Source organism: Roseivirga sp. (genome assembly GCF_049099775.1).
Taxonomy (GTDB): domain Bacteria; phylum Bacteroidota; class Bacteroidia; order Cytophagales; family Cyclobacteriaceae; genus Roseivirga.
On the sequence record NZ_JAGDZM010000006.1, the window covers coordinates 58535 to 78197 of the forward strand.

The window sequence follows — 19663 nt, forward strand, 5'->3', positions numbered from 1 at the left end:
TAAAAATGCTAAATGTCGCTGATGCTTTAACCTTCTGTTATTAAACTTTGCCTCTGACTTTTAACCAATGGCCGTAAAACCACGGATCTGCGAACACCTAAAAACCTTGGAAGTAAATCCTCCAGATAAATACGAATGTGAAGAGTGCATTAAAACTGGAGATACATGGGTGCATTTAAGAAAGTGTCAAAGTTGTGGTACAACGCTTTGCTATGATTCTTCTCCAAACCAACACGCTAGAAAACACGCCGAATCACACGATGGACATTCCGTAATTGTATCGGCCGAACCCGGTGAAAAATGGTCTTATTGCTTTGAACATAGAAGCTTCAACCCCAAAGCGTATTAATTAAATGGAAAGTCGTTTGAAATCAGATGATCTGGGTGGAGAATTCCAGTTATGGGAAGGCGAGGCTAAAGTCGCATATATTATGTTCTCAACACCTTTTCCTGACCGAATTATAATACAACATACCAGTGTCGATCCTGCTCAGGCTGGTCAGGGCCTAGGAAAAGTCTTATTCAAACAAATGGTTGATTTTGCTACCGAAAATGATCTATCAGTAGTGCCTAGGTGTAATTTCACACAGCAAATGTTTGAGAAGTACCCAGAGTATAAAGGGCTTTTATAACCAGTCGATTTACCCTACCAAATCGCTGTACTAGATGTTTAGTAACTTTGGTTACTTTTAAATGATTTGCGTTGCTTTACATTTGAGCAATCATTCAAACAGAACGGCGATTGAAGCAATTTTTTCCGATACTCTCTTGGTTACCTAACTACAAAAAGGAATACCTCAGCAATGATCTTTTTGCAGGGCTTACAGTAGGCGTAATGCTTATTCCTCAAGGAATGGCTTATGCTTTAATTGCTGGTTTGCCACCAGTTTATGGCTTATATGCCTCTGTGGTGCCACAGATTATCTATGCCATTTTCGGCACATCTCGTCAGTTATCCGTAGCACCTGTGGCAATGGATTCGCTACTAGTGGCCACAGGTATTTCTGTATTGGCCACAGAAGGTACGGACGCCTATATAACCTTTGCCATACTCTTGGCATTTTTTATGGGAGTTGCGCAGTTTACCCTTGGGGTAATTAGAATGGGCTTTATCACCAATCTACTTTCAAAGCCAGTAATTAGTGGTTTTACTTCAGCCGCTGCGCTAATTATAGGTTTAAGCCAGCTTAAATACCTGTTAGGCGTGGAAGTAGCAAGAGCAAACGAAATTCATGTGGTGCTGGCGAGTACATTCGAGAAGCTAGGGGAAGTACATTGGGTTACTTTATTATTAGGCGTTTCCGGTATTGTCTTTATCAAATTAGCCAAGCGTTGGAATAAGAAAATACCTGGTGCATTGATAGCTGTGGTGGCCGGTATTTTAATTGTAATAGGCTTTGGTTTAGATGAAAAAGGAGTAAGTGTTGTTCGGGAAATTCCACAAGGGTTACCTGCCTTTATTTTACCAGATCTTTCCCTTGAAATGATCCAAAAGCTGTTGCCATTGTCACTCACCATTGCAGTGGTGGCTTATATGGAGGCGTTTTCTGTGGCCAAGGCAATAGAAGCGAAGCGAAGGAATTATAAAGTGATTCCAAATCAAGAATTAATAGCCCTTGGAGCATCAAATATTATCGGTTCCTTGTTTCAGAGTTACCCAGTAACCGGTGGTTTTTCAAGGTCTGCCGTAAATGAGCAATCTGGTGCACAAACACCTTTGGCTTCCATAATAAGTGCAGGCTTAGTGGCCTTGACCTTGCTCTTTCTAACACCTTTGTTTTATCATTTACCACATGCCATTCTTGCCTCTATCATTATGGTAGCTGTTTCTGGTCTTATAGATACAAAGTATATCCTTACGCTCTGGAAAACCAATAAATTAGAATTGGTACTCCTTTTAGCCACGGGTATAGTAACGCTTACATTCGGCATGGTACAAGGCATTGTTTCTGGAATAATATTATCCATTCTGTTACTACTATTTAAAGCCGCTAACCCACATATTGCATTTCTTGGACGAGTGAAAGGCTTTACGGAATACAGAAACTTAAAACGTTTTAAAGACCTTGAAACTTGGGATAATCTGATCGTTGTTCGGGTAGATGTTCCCTTTGTTTTTGTGAACATTCAAACCATAAAAGAGCGAATGATTCAGGCCGCTTTAAAAGGTGAAGGGAAACTGAAGTATGTGATTTTAGACGCGGCTTCAGTCGTCCATATAGATGCCACCGGAATCGTTGGCGTAAGGGATTTAGTAGAGACCTTGAATGAAAAGGGGATAAGGCTTTTATTTGCAGAAGTAATCGGCCCAGTGCGGGATGCATTATATGTTAACGGCTTGGTGACGAATAAAGAAGATCAATCTTTCTTTTTAACTACCGACGATGCTGTAAAATATTGTTTGTCAGAATCATACGAGAAATCTAGAGATCAGATGGCAATACAAACAAATGAGTAATGTAACATCAGTTACACACTCCTAATTGAATTGGAACGTATTTCGAATAAGTAATGTCTTTAAGACGTAGAAATTAAAGAAAAGAGTAATGAAGATCGAGCAAATTTATACTGGCTGTTTAGCGCAAGGTGCTTATTACATAGAAAGCAAAGGAGAAGTGGCAATCATTGATCCACTGAGAGAAACAGAAACTTATTTGGCACGTGCCGAAAAAAGTGAAGCTACCATAAAGTATATCTTCGAAACACATTTTCATGCCGATTTCGTTTCGGGTCATTTGGATTTAGCGAATAAAACTGGAGCGACTATCGTTTACGGACCAGGTGCTAAAACTAGCTATGATATTCATGAAGCCATTGATAATGAGATATTTGAAATAGGTGATATCAAAATCAAAGTACTCCATACACCTGGGCACACCCCCGAAAGCTCTACTTACTTGCTGATTGATGAAGCAGGTAAAGAACATGCAATTTTTTCGGGCGACACCTTATTTATAGGGGATGTTGGGCGCCCTGACCTTGCTGTAAAATCCGATTTGAGCAGAGAAGATTTAGCAGGTATGCTTTTCGAAAGCTTGCGAAATAAGATTATGACTTTGCCAGATGAAGTGATTGTTTATCCTGCCCATGGTGCAGGTTCCGCATGTGGTAAAAACATGAGCAAGGAAACAACAGATCTTTTAGGCAATCAGAAGAAAGTAAACTATGCCCTTAGAGCGGATATGTCTAAAGAAGAGTTTATCAAGGAAGTTACAGAAGGTATTCTACCTCCACCTCAATACTTTGCGAAAAACGCTATGTTGAATAAAACAGGGGTTGATAGCTTAGATGATGTTATGGCGAAAGGAAATATAGCCTTAGACGTTGAAACATTTGAAGCCATGGCGAATCATGAAGGAGCACTAGTTCTTGATACCAGGCATCAGAAAGAATTTGTAAACGGCTTTATTCCAAATGCAATTTTTATTGGTATCGATGGCGGCTTTGCCCCGTGGGTAGGTGCACTGATCACTGATCTACAACAGCCAATTATTCTTGTGGCTGATGAAGGAAGAGAAGAAGAGATAATTACAAGGCTTAGTAGAGTCGGCTACGACAATACACTAGGTTTCCTCAAAGGTGGTTTTGATGCTTGGAGAAGTGCAGGTAAAGAAATTGATACTTTAGAATCAGTAAGTGCGGCTACTTTAAAGGACCGCATGGCAGGTGATAACATCAATATTCTTGATGTCAGAAAACCAGGAGAATATTCAGCCGAGCATATCGAAAAGGCAAAAAGTGTTCCCTTAGATTTTATTAGCGATGAAATGCATCGGATTGATAAAGATACAGAGTACCATGTACATTGCGCAGGTGGTTATCGCTCTGTAATCTTTGCTTCTATCTTAAAAGCGCGCGGTTACAATAAAGTAATCGACGTGGCAGGTGGGTTCGCTGCAATTGTTAAGGAAGGGATTCCAGTTACAGACTTTGTGTGCCCGAGCACGCTAGATTAAAAAGACCAAAGAACAGCATTTTTAGTACACCGATAGTTGATAGTAATCTTCTATGGCGATCGGCTACACCAAATCTAAAATTATAATATGATAGAATTTATAAGTCAACCTTGGCCATGGTATGTGGCAGGACCGGTTATTGCCTTGGTAATGTTCGGACTAATCTATTTTGGCAATAGTTTCGGCTTATCGGCCAACTTTAGAAACCTGTGTTCCGTCTTGGGAGCCGGTAAGTCTTGTGAATTTTTTGATTTTGATTGGAAAAAGCAGACTTGGAACCTTGTCTTTGTAGTCGGAACTATCCTTGGAGGCATTATCGCGAGCCAGTTTTTGATGGATAGCGAAATGATCGCCATCAGTGAAAATACTATCAATGAATTGTCAGCGCTGGGTGTAGAAAATCCGGGCGAAGGCATGATGCCTGAATCTATTTTTAATTTAGAATCACTGCTCACGGCTAAAGGCATTATTATGATTGTGCTAGGTGGATTCTTAGTTGGATTCGGTACGCGTTATGCCGGGGGCTGTACTTCGGGGCATGCCATTAGCGGCCTAAGCGATCTTCAACCCGCTTCTCTGTTGGCTGTAATCGGTTTTTTTGCCGGCGGCTTACTCATGACATGGTTCATTCTTCCTTCAATTTTAGCCCTCTAAATCAAGCATTATGAAATACATTAAATACTTAGTATTGGGTACCGTTTTCGGCATAGTGCTCACAAAAGCAGAGTTGATCTCATGGTTTCGAATTTTTGAAATGTTTAAGTTTCAAGCTTTTCATATGTATGGTGTTATAGGGTCGGCAGTAGTTGTAGGGATAATCATCACTAGAATTATTAAAGCACGAAAACTGAAATCTTTGTCAGGAGATCCTATAGAAATTGCACCTAAGCAGTTTTCTTATCCACGATACCTCATCGGAGGTACAATTTTCGGCTTAGGTTGGGCTTTAACAGGTGCTTGTCCAGGTCCATTGTTTGTTCAAGTGGGTAATGGCTACTTGGTTATGTTGGTGGCAATAGCCTCAGGATTATTAGGAACTTATGTTTACGGCTTGCTTAGGAACAAATTACCTCATTAATTGGAGGAAAATTTAAACTTGAGACGAATCCTATTTTTTTCGATGGCGTTGCTTTGCACGTTAGTCGCTGAGGCACAAGAGCAAAAGCAGTTGAGTGGTCGCCTCCAACTACGCCACATGAGTACTGCCAATAAAGGAGACTTAGAGAATTTCTCAGGAACGGTAACGCACGGTTATTTGCGATACAAACATTCTGTTAAAGATTGGCTAACATTTGGGGTACAGGGAAATGCTTTAGTACATTTCGGGATAGATAATATTACCAAACGAGATGCCTTAACAGGAGCAGGACCTATTTATGAGGCAAATCTTTGGAACCCCAATTTGCTTTCGGGCAGCTCCTCTTTTTCACTTCCGCAACTTTATGCACGCTTTGATCTTGACAAACACGAGATCACGCTCGGACGATTTTTAATAGAAACGCCTACAATTAATTCAGAGCCTTGGCCATTTCCGAATGCTGTTCAAGGTATTTGGTATGACTACAGCGCTCGGTCAGGATTGAAATTTCAGTTAGGCGTTATTAACCAAATTTCACCCCGGTTTTCAGGAGAATTTGACGGTATAGGAGAGACTGTAGGTCAAATTGCAGTTGGTTTAGATGAAAACGGAAATCCAGCCGATTATCCGGGGAATGTCAATTCAAACTTTATGGGAATCGCCAATGCAAAGGTTGATGTAAATGATCAGATGACGATTGACTTTTGGAACTATTATACTGATAATATTCATAATACCGTTTTAATAGAACCCGTTTTTAAACTTGAAAACGACTTTGCACTAAGCGGTATGTTTATCTATCAGTTTAAAGTAGGTGAAGGAGGAAATGAAAACCCCGCCTTATCTTATCTACCGGAAGGGCATCGCGCCTCGGCATTTGGTTTGAGGTTAGAAAAACGCAAAGAGCATAACCTGTTTCAATTCAATTTCTCTAGAATAGGTGCATCTGGCCGAATGCTTATGCCAAGAGAATGGGGCAAAGAACCATTCTATACTTTCCAAAGACGTACACGCGTTGAGGGGCTAAGTGATGTTACTTCGTTAATGGTGAAATGGGAACGTACCTGGACGAGCGAAAAAAGCGATACGAGACTTTACTCTAGTATCGGTACCAACCGATTAAATAATCCGGCTGAGTTTGTGAGTAATAAATTAGGTGTACCATCGCACGTGCATTGGGATGCCTCGATCAAATACAGCCCTAAAGGGAAGGGATTGAAAGGAGTTAACATAGAATGGTATTTGGCCTATAGATTTCTCGATGATGACATTGGAGGAAATGAGGCCTATCGGATAAATAAAGCAGACTTCTTTCATTCTGATATTTTACTGACTTATACTTTTTAGCAAATGGATTTTCCAAAGCTTATAAAACTAGTAGCACAGACGGTATACGCAGTATTTGGTATATCCATACTGGTACTAGTGTTATTGGTAATGCTCTGGAAAAATCCCTCATGGATCACCCAAAACCTAGACTCACCAGATAGTTGGAGGCCTCGAAATGCTCAAACTGATTTAGGGACTAGCCCGAGAGACAACCTAGTTAAATATGGATACCAAGTCATTACCGAAACTAGTAAACATATTGGTCCACTTGCTCCGGAAATCAAGAGTCGCTTGGCGGGAAACAACCTGAGTTGTCAAAGCTGTCATTTAGATGCAGGAAGAAAAACCGGTTCAGCATCTTTTGTGGGAGTCGCTAATCGTTTCCCTCAGTTCAGAGGAAGAGAAAACAAAATGGGAAACCTGATAGAGAGAGTAAATGGCTGTATGGAGCGAAGTATGGACGGGGAAGTGTTGCCTGAGGGAAGTCTAGAAATGCAGGCCATTATCGCCTATATGGAATGGTTAAGTGAAGATGTGCCTGACGACAGGGAGGAAGAATTTAAAGGTTTTGCTAAGGTAGAACTGCCAAATGAAGCGGCGGATCCTGTACGAGGGAAAGAAATTTATACGAAGCATTGTCAAACCTGCCATATGGAAGATGGTCAGGGCCAAAGACCTTCCGAAACTGACAAATATTTATATCCACCACTTTGGGGAAATGACAGCTATAATCATGGAGCAGGAATGCATCGTGTCATTACGGCGGCTCAATTCATTAAAGGCAATATGCCTTATCTTGAAGCTACTTTGGATAATCCGGTGCTTACGGATGAAGAAGCTTATCATGTGGCAGCCTATATCAATAGTTTTGAAAGGTCACAAAAGTCAAACCCGGAAACTGACTTTCCTGATAAAAATCTCAAACCTGTTTCTACACCCTATGGACCTTGGGTAGATAGATTTTCTCCAGAACAACATAAATACGGCCCCTTTCAACCCATTATGGCATGGTATGAAAAGGAGTTAGGTATTAAAAAGAGTAAGTAAGACTAGTGATTACAGGCCTCTGGGCTCAATTTTATGTCGTTCATTTTCAGCCAAACAGGAGTTCCAAATTCCTTTGGAGAAAATTTAAATATAATGATATACTGCTTTTCCTTTTTACAGTAGTGCTGGTCTACAAGCACATTTAAAATCATAGGTTTTTTAGTAAATCTTGTATCTAAGGTTTTGATTTTTCCTTTATAACCTACCCAAGGTTTTGATGCATTTGAGCTAACAAATACGGCATTTGTCTTTTGACCATCTTCTTTGAAGTCTAAGCCTAAAAGCCCATCGAAGTAGCGCTGCAGGTTGACCTCCAAGTCGGTTTCAGTAAGTGGTGCTTTCACATCTATTTTCCATGCAAAGGCATACGACCAAAACTCAGGGCTGCTCTCGATTCCCCAACCTTTTGGAAACCGAGCTTCTTCAAAACCAGTGTAGGGAATTTTGGAAGCGAATCTAATCGGGAAAATAAAGAGTTCTTTTCCCCAGCCATCGGTAACCATCAAGTCTGGACGTGTTTCTTCTTGACTCAATGCTGAGATGGAGCATAGGCATAAAGCAATGATGATTAAGGTCGTTTTAGTATTACTAGGCATAATCTTCAGTTTAGTTGAAGTAAGATGTTGAATTCGATCGCGTCTGAAATAATACCGTCCTTAAGCCGAGCACCAATTCCTTTTGATTTGAAGTTAACATTCCAAAGTGTACGGTCGATTTTAAATTTTGAATCTAACTGAGAACCTTCAGCATTTATACCCGCTTCAAATTGAATTGGATGAGTAATCCCCTTTATTGTAAGATTAGCATCAATTCTAATAAAAGTCTTATCACTTTGGGGCGTGTTTTTTCTGTCGTGGTATTTTACATTAGTTATTACCAATTGGGCTGTTGGGTGTTCTGCAGTATTAAAGAAATCATCACTTTTTAAATGATCAACAAGGTCTTGACTGTAGTCGCCATCTGTATTGGCGATTGAATTCATATCTATTGTGAATGATCCTCCCGTGAATTTATTATCTGTGATAACCAACAGGCCTGCCTTGAGTTTAACGTATCCTTCATGGCCTCCAAAACTAAAGGAGTACGAGCTTGACCAATTAACTTGACTGTTTTCAATGTCTATTTTTCTTATCTCTTGTGCATGGATAGTGCTTAATGAGTAGACAAGTAGAATAGATGTAAAAATGTGTTTTTTCATAAGACGCTTTAGAGTTGTTTGTTTAGGTTCAAATCTAGAGGCGCATTATGCCCTGAGATGTCAAAAAAATGTAAAAGAAGTGTCAATCATTGTAAAAAGTCATGAGGTTGGCTGTTATTTACAAGCTTTATGCGAGAAAAGAAGGTTTATTCATTCGGAGTGATAGTGTTGGCGCTATTAGTTGCTTTATTATTTCAAGATTCGACGCGCGAAGAAGAGGGTTTTTCAGAGTTAGCCAAAATAGCATTACGAGATGCTGGTAATAGATTGTTGCTATCCGACCAAGATTCAACATCTCTGATTTTACCGATAGTCAAATTAGAGGCAGGTAAATTTGAACTTTCATTTCAGTCACACCTTTCATTTGAGCCTAGTAATGTTGTCTTAATAATCAAAGAAGCATTTTTAAGGTCCGAACTCCCCGAAAACTACATAGTGGAGGTTATCCAATGTATAAATCAAGAAGTCGCATATAGTTATAAGATGACTTCAAGTGAACATACAACAATCATTCCCTGTGCCGGCCGAATACTTCCTGAAAACTGTTATTCCATTGAGGTATGGTTTAAGGAGCAAAACAGTAGCTTTTTGGGCCAGCAAACATTGCTGTATTTATTAGTATTTGTGACCCTAGCTTTTGTTATATCGCTTTTTTACGCACCCAAACGGGAGGAAGAAACTCGCGGTATTCAGCAGAGTGATCAGATAGGTGACTTTCGTTTTTACCCAGAGCAAAACAAATTGATAATCAACAAGAAGGAAATTAGTTTATCGAAAAAGGAATGTGAGTTGCTTGTGATTTTTGTTGCTAACGCGAATAAGGTGGTAAAACGAGATGAGCTTACAAAGAGGGTTTGGGAAGACAAAGGAGTGATTGTAGGGAGAAGTTTAGATACCTATGTCTCTAAACTTAGGCTGAAATTGAAAGATGATGACAGTCTTAAACTCACGAACGTTCATGGTGTGGGTTATAAGCTCGAGACTATTTCCTCGTAGCTTGAAGCGTATGGCTCACTTACTTTTTCACAAACTTTGTCAGAATGTAGATTGTCTGTCCATTTACTTTCCCTTGAATATGCTCTGGATCGTCATGAACTAAGCCAATATTTCTCACCGCAGTGCCACGCTTGGCGGTAAACCCACCACCCTTTACATTGAGGTCTTTTATTAATACGACTGAGTCTCCGGCTTGGAGTTCTACTCCGTTACTATCGATGTGTTTTACAGCCTCCTCCTCAGTTTTCTCTTGATCGGATTTAGCCCATTGCAAAGTTTCATCATCCAGATACATCATATCCAATAGATCCGCTGGCCACCCTTCGTTAGAAAGTGCTGTGAGCATACGCCATGAAACAACTTGTACTGCTGGAACGGTGCTCCACATACTATCATTTAAACACCGCCAATGGTTAGGATCTATTTGGTCAGGATTTTCAATCTGAGATTGGCAAGTTGCGCAAGCCAGTATGGTTTGGTCTATTGAACCATTAGACGGAGTAACAGCAAAAGAAGATAGATTATCTTCTGCTCCGCATAGCTCACATATACTGCTTCTTTCTAGTAATTCTTGCTCTAAACTCATCTCTTCAGGATTGTGTGGTGAAAGTATCGATTATTAGCGACAAGTTTTGGTGAGCTTACGCAGACCGTTGTTGAAAGAAGTTAGGTAAGTGCCTTTGGAAGTACCTTTTTCAGATGTCTTCTGATCAATTCCAAGTCGACCCGATCGAAGTATTCCTCAATTGGCATCATGCCTTCAATTGACTGACTAATCAGTGATTCCTTTACCTCACCCTCACTTAGAAGATACTCTTCAACAATTACTTCTTTAGAATAACCGAGAATTAATAGTAAAGCTGCAATGACAATTCCAGTTCTGTCCTTTCCTGAAAGGCAATGAATCAGTACCGGGTATTTCATTTTGTTTGATTCAAAGGTCTGTATGATCTCATTCAACCATCGCCTTACATCTTTTTGACTTGTGTCATACTTCTCAATTTTGTTCGACATTGGGAAGTGGTAATAGTCAATATCGAATGCTTGATAATCAAGTCCATTTCGCAAGTTTATTACTGACTTAGGACTTCCTATTTCTTCTACATTCTTAACATGATCAATGCTACCACCACGATATACTTTACCAACTGGAAACGCGTCCTCGCCCAATATCAAACTGATATATTCCCCTAAATCTCGAAAGTTGACGCACCCGTCTGTATAATTGAGTCCCATTGTAGTAATTTAAATAGGCGACACCATTATAGTGCCGCCATTGATTAATCTACTTCCTGATATTTACCTTTAGCTTCATTAGCGCCACACATTCTTACCACTTTAGGCTGGAATGTGCCAACTACTTCTACAAGCTCTTTTTGCCTATCCATTACCTCATAGATATCCTTATAAACTTGTGGCGCCTCATCCAATCCAGAGCCAATTAATGTGATGCCTGCCTTTTTAATATGCTGTTTCACATCTCGCTTAGAAAGCGTCTGTTTAGCTTTCGTCCTAGACATTAATCTACCGGCACCATGTGCCGCTGAATTAATGGATTCGTTTACGCCTTTTCCTTTTACAATAAAGCCTGGAGAAGTCATAGACCCAGGAATAATACCCAACACGCCTTCGCCAGCAGGTGTTGCTCCTTTTCTATGCACAATGATTTCATTTCCCTCAGCGTCTTGCTCTTTCCAAGCAAAATTGTGGTGATTTTCAACCATGGCAAGGGGTCTTTCTCCGAGCGCTTTTGCCAAGCGTTCGTGAATCTGGTGATGACATGCAGAGGCATAATCACCAGCCAAATTCATGGCCAACCAGTACTCTTGGCCGGCCTCAGAGGCTAAATCTAACCAAGCTAAATGCTTGGCTTCACTCGGTAACTTGGTCATGTCCATGGCCAACTTAGTGTAATGTCTTGCGATATTTGCACCTAGCCCTCTCGATCCTGAGTGGGAGAGTACCGATAAGTATTTGCCTCGTGGTAAACCCATTTGGTTGTCATCAGATAAGATCTCTCCAATCCCGAACTCTACGAAATGGTTTCCGCCACCAGAAGATCCGATTTGTTGCCAAGCTCGATCCTTCAAAGACTTTACAATATTGATTTCGCCAAAAAGGCTATTTTCTAATATTGCATGATCTTTAGGGCGCCTAAATGAGCTTTGTCCGAAACGAGTATTTTCCATTAGCATGCGCTCTAGTGCTTCCGTGTTCTGATGAACGTATGCTGGAGGAATATCGTAGAGTGTCATACACATTCTACATCCAATATCAACGCCAACTCCATAGGGAATTACCGCGTTTTCAGTGGCCAATACACCGCCAATTGGCAACCCATATCCTTGATGCGCATCAGGCATTAATGCACCAGATTTAGTCACCGGTAACTTCATAGCAATTTCCATTTGGTTAATTGCACCAGGCTCAATTCCTTCACTACCATAAACAGCATATGGAATTCGTTTTTGTCTCATTTCCAGTGGCTTGTTAGAAATTTCACTAATTAAAAGTGCCGTAGCTATAGGCCCTAAAGTTTCATGTTTTGCATATAGGGCCGGAGTTTCCAGTACTTTTTTCAGCATTGCCTTTTTATGAAGAATAGATTTGCCTTTATAGGCCGTTTCCATTACCCGCATGGCTTCACCAATGGCTCTTCCTTCTGGGAATCCTAGCTTTTTAAGGTCTTTCCCAATTAATTTTTTAGATGCCATAACTCAATTATTTATGTTAGCGCTCAGTGGTTTTGCAGTGTTTTGTCCAGCATTTCCAAATAAGCGTCTCAAACGTTTATACTTATTTCTTTTAATATGACCTTTCAGTTCGGCGGTAACAAAGTTGTTTAATGACGCTAACCTAGCCTTCTTGTAATAGGCAATGGCCAAATTGTAATTGTTCTCTGCTTCAGCGACTTGTCCAAGATTTCCATATATGAATACTCTGTTAATATTCTCATATGGAATCGCTTTTTTCATCCAAATTCTAATCCCTTGATACTTGTTCTCCGCATAGTAGAGTTGAACCAGGTCTTCATAGAATTCTTGTTCGTTAGGATTGAATTTGATAGCTAGTTGATAGTGAAGTTCCGCTTTCTCACAATTTTTGAGGTTGTAATGGTAGAGATCTCCAAGTTTTGCATGTAGCCTGGGGTAACCAGGTTCTTCAAACAAACCGCTCTCTAGCCAGTTTCTCGCTTCTTCATATTTATCATCTATTAAAGCATCTTCTGTCAACTGAATCAGACCCTCGATATATTCTTCGTAGATGTCCATTTTTTTAAATTCAGAGGGCAGCGTGCCCTCAGGTTATAATTCGTTTACTTTTCACTTTTAATAACTGTCCACTTTTTGGGTGAACATAAAAGACTGAATGCCAGTATGAAGTTAATTCGCGTTGTCCGCCCCATGGCCCGATTGAAATAATTTTGCCACTTTCAATGGATACTTTGGTGTGAACAAAGCCAGAAATATGATCGAATACATGCTGCCCTAAAACGCCATTTTTATTCATTTTTTGACAGAGAATTCCGTAAACTTTATTCCAGAATTTCCCTTCATTTTTAGCCAAGAATCGAATGAGTGGCTGCAGATTATCAGTCTGAAGTTTAGTGCCGCCGCTTCTTAATTTTATGCCTTCATGTTTACGATAGTTATCAGGGTTTTTGGCAATTGCTTTATCGTAACCTTTGCGTTTATTCCCTTGCCACCTACCGCCAACACGATAGCATTCAATCAACTCTTCGTGCATTCGTTTATCCCTACGCTTTTGGCGTTTTCTAAGGGATGGTCTAAGTGTATCTATATTTTTCATGTCCTTGAAATTTAGGCCCCGGGACCATGCCCGGAAGCCATTATTTAAAGCCAGTGAATATTTCTTTCATCTGGTCCACTACTTTATGACCGCCTGAGATTGAAATGTTGCTCACTTTATCAGCGATTTTTTCAACATATTCCATCTCCTTCAACTTGAACAACATTTCGTTGTCTTCCATCAACTTGGCAGTATTAAGCAAGTTTCTCGTAGAGGCAGTTTCTTCTCTTCTTGCTACTACATTGGCTTGTGCTTGTTTTTGTGCTACCAACACTTGGTTCATGATGTTTTTTACTTCACCAGGCAAAATGATGTCCTTGACACCACAGTCCTTGATCTCAATCCCCAAATCTTTGGCTTTCACTTTAAGCACTTTCTTTACGTAGTCTGCTAGAGAGTCTTTCTCATCAAGTAATTCATCTAAAGTGAACTTGCCGACAAACTCTCTCAAGGCGATTTGCATCAACACGTAGAGTTGCTTCTCGTAATCCTTATTTTCAACCAAAGCTTTAACAATATCTTTTACTTTGAATTGTCCATAAAAATTGATTCTCAATGCCGCTTTGTCCTTAGTCAAAATCTCTTGACCTGAAACTTCTATTTGTTTCTGTCTCATGTCGGCTTTAAGCATATTCAAAGCAATTTCATTATTCCAGAAGTGGTAGTTTCCTGCATCTAATTGCTTGTAAAACCCTCCATTGGCCATTAAAATGGCTTTTTCATAACTTTCTACTCTGTAAATTCTGATGTAAGGAATCAGCTCGACATGTTTTCTAGCTGATAGGTCAATTGACTTATCAATTTCAATCTCCCTTAAATCTGCTCTGATGAAAGCGTAATTGACGAGACCTTTCCAGAAAGCATACCTTCCTGCAACTAGAACTTCTTTGAAGTTGCCGTTTTCATATTTTAAAACTATTTCTGAGTCTGATATGTCGACAATGTGAAGTAGCTCAACGAGCCTCTCATCTTTCAAAAGTATGTCTAATGCTTTTGGTGCCTTAAAGGCTCTTGACATATCATATTCGACTATAGAGTCGAAAAGAGATACCCAATGCATACCAGTTGTAAGAACATTCTGGTAGTCTCCATTTCTGAAAACAAGCCCTACTTTTCCTTGGTTTATTCGTATCCTTTTCATTTTTCTAAAATTTGTGAGGCTATGCCTCGGTTAATTATTCTTTATCACTATCGGCCAAATAATTTCATTTAATAGGAGTGGTGCTAACAATCCGTCTTTCAGAATCGGACCTTTCATTAAGCTTGAATTGATGATTGAGTTCTTGAATAAGCGTGATAGGAATCGACTGGTCTTTGACCAATCCTCTTTTCAGTTTTATACTAGAAGTCAAGCACTGCAACAAGCGATATCCTGATCAGCCTAGATTCTTCAAAATGTTCCTTTTTCCCTACAAGAGAGCCTAAGGGATTTGTTAACACCACATTCTGGTGTTTGCTGATTTTTAAAGAAGTTCCAGCGCTTCTGATGGATTAACAGTCCATTCCTCTTTCAAAAAGGTGCTTTACTCTAACCAACTGAGTTACCTCAACCAAGTCGAGGGAAGGATTCGAACCTCCGTCCTAAGCGTTGCGTAGAGAACATCATTCAACTATAAGCAGCATACCGGAGTCTATTGATCCAGTACTATGGAGTTATACAGAAACTCTCATCAGGTCTTCTACCTGAACTTATTTCCCTGTGCCTCAGGTAGGATTCGAACCTACATTCCGTGTGGAGGCAGTTTCTAAAACTGCTGTGTATTCCTATTCCACCACTGAGACAATTCGAGGCTGGGTATGGGATTCGAACCCATATTTCCGGCTAAACCAGTGTACTAGGTTTTGTACTAACCAAACCTCATTTGCGGAAATAGCTGGATTCGAACCAACAACCCTCTCCTTAACAGGGAGTAGCTCTACCGTTGAGCTATACTTCCGTTTAGGCTATCCTTTCGCTGGGCTTGAGATCAACAAGCTTTGTGTCAGAATAACCTGCTATTCACTTTAGAGCTTTTACAAACATCACAACCCGAACGAAAGATTGTTTAGGGCCTTTAACCCTTCTCTAAATCAGGAGACACCCGTTCTGCCTCTCCTTTAGCGCGGCACCGGAGGGCTTCGAACCCTCGACCTTGTCATAGACAGTGACATATTCTACCCCTGAACTACGATGCCGTACCCTTCGTTTGAAGGGTTTGTCGACCTACCAGGACTTGAACCCGGAACCTCCAGCTTATAAGACTGGCACTCTAACCCGTTGAGCTATAGGTCAATTCAAATGATACCAGGCCAAGGCTCGAACTTGAATCTCCAGAACCAAACTCTGGCGTCTTCCCTCCCGAAGTTTCGGGAAGACCACCCGGCATTTTTGAGTCAGGGGAGGGGATCAAACCCTCCTAACTGGTTTTGCAGACCAGTGCCTAGTCACTCGGCCACCCTGACAGGAATAAAAAAAGCCCGACCTTCAGAAGGCCGGGCTTTTCAAAACCAAATTATCAGTTTTGTCAAGTCATCATCTTATCGACCTTTTGAAAAATATGTACTCCCCCAAATTCAAAGTCATAGCGACCCTCATTGAGTTGATTTAAATTCTCTATTTGTATTTGCTTCATCTTTTGCAGCATTCTATCAATTTTTTGGCACAAAAAAACCCGAACCAAATGGCTCGGGTTGTCAATTTCTTTATGTGAAATCTAACACTCCCCGAACCGGGATACAATTGAATTTTGACAGTCCTGTTGGCTAGTAGGAGCTGTAAATTCTATATGTATATAACTTTTTGTCATTTCGTTTTTCTGTGCCACAAATGTATTGAAAACGTTTTCTAAAATGCAAGTCGTATTTTGAAAAGTCGGAATCAGGATAGGCTTCAAATTGATATAAAATATTGATATACAGTATGTTATAGTGCGTAAAAAAATATTTAAAAAAATTTGAAAGCGAGTTTTTAGCACTAGATTAAATTTTAAAGTTGTTTAAACGTTTATACGAATTTAATCATCGATAGACTCGTAAATTATTTTATACATGTCTTCCCAGAAGGCATTACTATTGAAGCCAGCGATCTGGGTCATACCTACAAAGATCAACTGTTCTTCTGGGTCGATAAAGAACTTGGTATTAAAGTAACCTCCCCATTCATAGGTGCCAGGGCTTTTGGGGCTTCTCTTTGTAGGAGAATCAAGGTAAACGGTGAAGCCCAATCCGAAACTGCTCCCTGTTCTTTGAGCAATGGCAGGTTTATAGTCTGTTATAACTTCAGGCATTTGATCACTGCTCATCTCTGTAAGTGCATCTTTTCCAAGGATATTTCCACCACCCAATACGAGCGTATTAATAAAAGTAGCGTAGTCCATAGCTGTCGATGAGAGTCCCGCACCTCCGGCGAATACATTTCTAGGGCCTAGTTTTGGATAGGCAGTGCCAGCAGTCATTCCCATTTCCTCTGTGGTCATCCATTTGCCTCCTACATTAGCATATACGCCAACGAGCCGATCGAACTTGTCTTCAGGTAGGTAGAAGTAAGTGTCTTGCATTCCTAGAGGATCGAAGATGTTCGTTTTAAAGTATTTGTCTAATGTGGTTCCAGAAACGACCTCGATGATTCTTCCGAGAACATCCATGCTCAATCCATAAGAGAAGTTTGCTCCGGGCTGATGTGCTAAGGGCACCTTAGCTAGTCTATTAATCCATTCTTCTGTCGACCAAGTTTCATGAGAAAAACCAACGTTCATATCGAATTTCTCATAGACGGCCATCAATTTTCCTGGATTGAAACTGCCGTATACTATACCTGATGTATGGGTTAGAAGGTTTCGAATGGTAACAGCTTTTTCTACTGGTACTGTCGTAAAACTTGAATCAGCCGGATTGAATTCATCCAGTACTACCTGATCCTTGAATGCCGGGATATATTTATGAACAGGATCATCAAGATCAATTTGACCGCGTTCAAATAATTGCATTATGGACACAGATGTAACTGCTTTGGTCATGGAAGCTAGTCGCCAAATATCTCCTTCGCCATAAGCTTTCTCATTTTTTGAACTTCGAAAACCGAAACTCTTATCATAAACAACCTTACCTGCTTTGGCCACGAGAAAAGATCCGCCTGGAAGTTTGTTGTCATCCATATATCGCTTCACATGATCATCTATTTTTGCCAAAATACTGCCTGACATGCCAACCTGTTTAGGTGTGCCTTTGCTGAGCGGGTTGGTCTGTGCATAGGCAACAATGGACAATGCCATTAAGAGGGTAATGAATCTGATTTTCATCGGTATTGCTTTAGTTAAAGTTTATGAGGTAGTATCAATTATGAGTTAATGTCAAGAAGGATTTTCCCTGTTCTTCCGGGTGCTTCCATGTGTTTGATTGCGTCTACAATCTGATCTAAGTTATAGGTTGCTTCTACATCCGCTTTTAAGGTTTCACTTGTTAGCATGCCCAGTATTTTTGGTACAATGCTTCTTCGTTCGTCACCAGAAAGGCTAGTAAACCAAGTGGTAAGCCAAAAGCCTTTAATCGTAACGTTTTTGAAAATGAGAAGACCGCTATTTAAGGGGATTGGTTTTAAGCTTAGTAATCCATAAACGAGCATTTTACCATTCATTTGTAATGCGTTGATCACTTTGTCGCCAAGGTCACCGCCCACTGCATCAAATGCAGCTTTTATCATTTCTCCATTGGTAGCTGTTTTTACCGCTTTATAAATGTTTTCTGATTTTTCATTGATGATAGCCGTCGCACCGAGATCTAACAAGGCTTGTTTTTGCTCATCCCTGCGCACTGTCCCAATCACATTGATACCTCGGCTAGTTGCAATTTGAATCACAAACTTACTGAAAGCAGAAGCCGCTGCCGTGATTAGTAGGTAATCACCTTCCTCTAAATCGGCCTCAATCAACATTCCATAAGCCGTTAAAGGGTTAACGAAAGCTTGGCAAGCCACATCATCAGACATGGTTGGTGGTTTGGGGATGATGCTATTAGCAGCTACACAAACGTATTCTGACCATGTGCCAGTAGCAGTAAATATCACACCAGTTCCTATCGGCATTTCTACACCATCTCCACAAGCATCGACTGCCCCTGTGGCTTCAAAACCACCAATTTGAGGTAATTCAGGTTGTATGCCATACATGCCTTGTATAAACATGATATCGGCTGGAATGATGTTCGCCTTGGCTACTTTAACTCGGATTTCTCCTGGGCCCGGAGTAGGAATAGGAAGATCGACAACCGATAAAACTTCGGTCGGAATCCCGGTTTGCTTAAACTGTACTGCTTTCATAGGTTTTTTTAAGGATGACAATTGTGGTGAAAGAGTTGAATACTTAAGGACAAATTACAATTCGTTTCCCTAAAATATCCATTGGCCTTTACATTACTCCAATCTCGGAGCATATAAATCTGACATAGTCGTCATGCATAACAAGTTAATTATTTATCTTTCAAAGGAGTAGTAAAATTGACATTGAATGGAGATTTCAGAAAAATTTAGGTTGGATGGTAAAGTAGCCATTGTAACGGGAGCGAGTAAGGGAATTGGCAAGTTTATGGCGATGGCTTTGGCGCAGCAAGGTGCACAGGTTGTTGTGTCGAGTAGAAAACTAGATGCTGTATCATCTGTTGCAGAAGAATTTAACTCTGCTGGACTCAAAGCCCTTGGAATTGCATGTCATATGGGCGATGACACTCAAATTAAAGCGCTAGTAGATGCTACGATTGCCGAATTTGGTGGAGTTGATATCATCGTTAACAATGCCGCGGCAAACCCCGTTTTCGGTCCCGTTCAAGAGGCAGGTGATGATGCCTTCGATAAGATTATGGACGTAAACGTGAAAGGACCTTTGAATTTAGCCAAGTATGCGTATGATTCGATGAAATCTAGAGGTGGTGGCTCAGTTATCAACATAAGTAGTATAGAAGGCATTACTCCAGGACAAGGACTTGGTTTGTATTCAGTGAGTAAAGCAGCACTGATTCAATTGACAAAAGTGTTAGCCCGGGAGTGGGGTCCAGATAACATTCGTGCAAATGCAATTTGCCCTGGGCTTATAGAAACCAAGTTCAGCGAAGCCTTGACATCGAATGAAAAAATATTGAAAATGGTCATGATGAAGCAAGCATTACCAATGTTAGCCCAACCAGAAGATATTGCCGGACTATCCCTGTTTTTAGCTTCAGATGCGTCTAAATTTATCACAGGTGCCGCCATTACTGCTGATGGTGGGTTTACGATTTAAA

General features: G+C 40.4%; 20 protein-coding genes and 5 tRNA genes. 10 read left to right on the forward strand and 15 right to left on the reverse strand.

Translation table 11 applies throughout. From position 1 onward, the window contains the following. The first annotated feature begins 67 nt into the window (after positions 1-67). The 8 genes from JXQ92_RS10760 (at position 68) to JXQ92_RS10795 (ending at position 7410) form a co-directional block, all read left to right on the forward strand. Positions 68-349, forward strand: coding sequence for a UBP-type zinc finger domain-containing protein (locus tag JXQ92_RS10760; RefSeq protein WP_421986626.1), 282 nt, complete (start codon positions 68-70; stop codon positions 347-349). A 4-nt stretch (positions 350-353) separates the two neighbouring features. After that, entirely contained in the window at positions 354-632 is a 279-nt protein-coding gene (locus JXQ92_RS10765) for a GNAT family N-acetyltransferase (protein ID WP_421986627.1), read from the forward strand. Between the two features lie 110 nt (positions 633-742). Beyond that, a complete protein-coding gene (locus JXQ92_RS10770) occupies positions 743-2458 on the forward strand; it encodes a SulP family inorganic anion transporter (protein ID WP_421986628.1) in 1716 nt (571 codons plus the stop codon). 88 nt (positions 2459-2546) lie between these two features. After that, positions 2547-3956, forward strand: a complete 1410-nt coding sequence (locus JXQ92_RS10775; protein WP_421986629.1) for an MBL fold metallo-hydrolase — start codon at positions 2547-2549, stop codon at positions 3954-3956. A gap of 87 nt (positions 3957-4043) precedes the next feature. Beyond that, complete coding sequence (locus JXQ92_RS10780) at positions 4044-4610, forward strand: YeeE/YedE family protein (protein WP_421986630.1); 567 nt, start codon at positions 4044-4046, stop codon at positions 4608-4610. Positions 4611-4620: 10 nt separating this feature from the next. Next, positions 4621-5034, forward strand: a complete 414-nt coding sequence (locus tag JXQ92_RS10785; protein WP_421986631.1) for a YeeE/YedE family protein — start codon at positions 4621-4623, stop codon at positions 5032-5034. Between the two features lie 117 nt (positions 5035-5151). Further along, positions 5152-6381: a hypothetical protein gene (locus JXQ92_RS10790; RefSeq protein ID WP_421986632.1), complete on the forward strand. Its 1230-nt coding sequence runs from the start codon at positions 5152-5154 to the stop codon at positions 6379-6381. Between the two features lie 3 nt (positions 6382-6384). Continuing rightward, a complete protein-coding gene (locus JXQ92_RS10795; RefSeq protein WP_421986633.1) occupies positions 6385-7410 on the forward strand; it encodes a c-type cytochrome in 1026 nt (341 codons plus the stop codon). 2 nt (positions 7411-7412) lie between these two features. On the opposite strand, the gene JXQ92_RS10800 is transcribed toward JXQ92_RS10795, so the two are convergent. Then, complete coding sequence (locus tag JXQ92_RS10800) at positions 7413-8006, reverse strand: hypothetical protein (RefSeq protein ID WP_421986634.1); 594 nt, start codon at positions 8004-8006, stop codon at positions 7413-7415. Positions 8007-8011: 5 nt separating this feature from the next. Then, entirely contained in the window at positions 8012-8608 is a 597-nt protein-coding gene (locus JXQ92_RS10805; RefSeq protein ID WP_421986635.1) for a YceI family protein, read from the reverse strand. A 129-nt stretch (positions 8609-8737) separates the two neighbouring features. Between JXQ92_RS10805 and JXQ92_RS10810 the strand changes: the two genes are divergently transcribed. Next, positions 8738-9604 (forward strand): winged helix-turn-helix domain-containing protein, encoded by an 867-nt coding sequence (locus JXQ92_RS10810; protein WP_421986636.1) that lies wholly within the window; start codon positions 8738-8740, stop codon positions 9602-9604. Between the two features lie 19 nt (positions 9605-9623). Here JXQ92_RS10810 and JXQ92_RS10815 read toward each other — a convergent pair whose 3' ends face one another. From JXQ92_RS10815 to JXQ92_RS10875, 13 genes are all read right to left on the reverse strand, one after another. Then, positions 9624-10190, reverse strand: coding sequence for a PhnA domain-containing protein (locus tag JXQ92_RS10815; protein WP_421986637.1), 567 nt, complete (start codon positions 10188-10190; stop codon positions 9624-9626). 80 nt (positions 10191-10270) lie between these two features. Continuing rightward, a complete protein-coding gene (locus JXQ92_RS10820; protein WP_421986638.1) occupies positions 10271-10840 on the reverse strand; it encodes a tyrosine-protein phosphatase in 570 nt (189 codons plus the stop codon). Positions 10841-10884: 44 nt separating this feature from the next. Then, a complete protein-coding gene (locus JXQ92_RS10825; protein WP_421986639.1) occupies positions 10885-12318 on the reverse strand; it encodes an RtcB family protein in 1434 nt (477 codons plus the stop codon). A 3-nt stretch (positions 12319-12321) separates the two neighbouring features. Next, positions 12322-12876, reverse strand: a complete 555-nt coding sequence (locus JXQ92_RS10830) for a hypothetical protein (RefSeq protein ID WP_421986640.1) — start codon at positions 12874-12876, stop codon at positions 12322-12324. Positions 12877-12904: 28 nt separating this feature from the next. After that, positions 12905-13414: a hypothetical protein gene (locus tag JXQ92_RS10835; RefSeq protein ID WP_421986641.1), complete on the reverse strand. Its 510-nt coding sequence runs from the start codon at positions 13412-13414 to the stop codon at positions 12905-12907. Positions 13415-13454: 40 nt separating this feature from the next. Beyond that, on the reverse strand, positions 13455-14555 hold the full coding sequence (locus JXQ92_RS10840; protein WP_421986642.1) for a slipin family protein: 1101 nt from the start codon (positions 14553-14555) through the stop codon (positions 13455-13457). Between the two features lie 559 nt (positions 14556-15114). Continuing rightward, positions 15115-15196, reverse strand: a tRNA-Leu gene (locus JXQ92_RS10845). Positions 15197-15279: 83 nt separating this feature from the next. Continuing rightward, positions 15280-15351: transfer RNA gene (locus JXQ92_RS10850), tRNA-Asn, on the reverse strand. A gap of 166 nt (positions 15352-15517) precedes the next feature. After that, positions 15518-15589: transfer RNA gene (locus JXQ92_RS10855), tRNA-Asp, on the reverse strand. Between the two features lie 23 nt (positions 15590-15612). After that, a tRNA-Ile gene (locus tag JXQ92_RS10860) sits at positions 15613-15686 on the reverse strand. 99 nt (positions 15687-15785) lie between these two features. Further along, positions 15786-15856: transfer RNA gene (locus JXQ92_RS10865), tRNA-Cys, on the reverse strand. Between the two features lie 551 nt (positions 15857-16407). Then, positions 16408-17691 (reverse strand): serine hydrolase domain-containing protein, encoded by a 1284-nt coding sequence (locus tag JXQ92_RS10870; RefSeq protein ID WP_421986643.1) that lies wholly within the window; start codon positions 17689-17691, stop codon positions 16408-16410. Between the two features lie 38 nt (positions 17692-17729). Next, a complete protein-coding gene (locus tag JXQ92_RS10875; protein ID WP_421986644.1) occupies positions 17730-18707 on the reverse strand; it encodes a zinc-dependent alcohol dehydrogenase family protein in 978 nt (325 codons plus the stop codon). A gap of 187 nt (positions 18708-18894) precedes the next feature. Here JXQ92_RS10875 and JXQ92_RS10880 point away from each other — a divergent pair, with 187 nt between their 5' ends. Next, a complete protein-coding gene (locus tag JXQ92_RS10880; RefSeq protein ID WP_421986645.1) occupies positions 18895-19662 on the forward strand; it encodes a glucose 1-dehydrogenase in 768 nt (255 codons plus the stop codon). Position 19663 lies beyond the last annotated feature (1 nt).